Raw genomic sequence first — 719 nt, 5'->3', positions numbered from 1 at the left:
TGGTCTTCGAGGGTGATGATGCGGCAGGCGGCGTCGACGGGGGTGCCCTGGTCGACCAGTTCCCGTGCGCGGGCGGCGAGGCGCAGTTGGTGGCGGGAGTAGCGGCGGTGCCCGCCGGTGGAGCGTTGGGGGGTGATCAGGCCGGCTTCGTCGAGGCTGCGCAGGAAGCCCTGGGTGGTGCCGAGCATGTCGGCGGCCCGGCCCATGGTGTAGCCGGGGTAGTTCTCGTCGTCGAACTTGTCGGCCGCGCTTGGCGTGCCGGGTCTTTCTTGATCAGGAATCACTCGACCTCCGCATCACAAAGGACCCCGGGTGCCACTGCGGCACCCGGGGTCCTCAAGGGTTGGGTTTACATCATTGTCGACCGGCGCGACCGCCGGCGTCCTGCACCCGCGTCCGGCGTACAGCCGGATCATGCGGGGATCGCTCATTCGTGACCGAGCACCACCTCCGAACTCGATGGAACTGCGGCACCCGCGCGGCAAAGCCCAACCGCTGCGGGCGATCCAATGATGGGTCCCGTCCCTTCTTTCCGGTGTTTTCCACTTACTGCACACTGCAACTGCACTTACTGGTACTGCATCTACTGGTACTGCGCTTGCTGCGACCGCCACGGCCGGAACCCTTCCACTGATCGGTCCCAGCACGCTGACGCCGCTGGTCACTGCCCGGAGCCCCGTACGTTGATCGGCTCCGGCCACCTGACCGGTCCTGCAACT

Annotated in this window: 1 protein-coding gene; it reads right to left on the bottom strand. The window is 66.6% G+C overall.

Features of this window, described 5'->3' with window-relative positions:
* Nucleotides 1-284 (bottom strand): helix-turn-helix domain-containing protein (locus ACLJQE_RS44660; RefSeq protein WP_410645924.1); only part of this gene is annotated, 284 nt, incomplete at its 3' end.
* Nucleotides 285-719: the final 435 nt, after the last annotated feature.

Source organism: Amycolatopsis sp. lyj-346, assembly GCF_046548975.1.
Taxonomy (GTDB): domain Bacteria; phylum Actinomycetota; class Actinomycetes; order Mycobacteriales; family Pseudonocardiaceae; genus Amycolatopsis.
The sequence above is the reverse complement of the archived record's forward strand: the minus strand, read 5'-3'. Positions and strand labels throughout refer to the sequence as shown.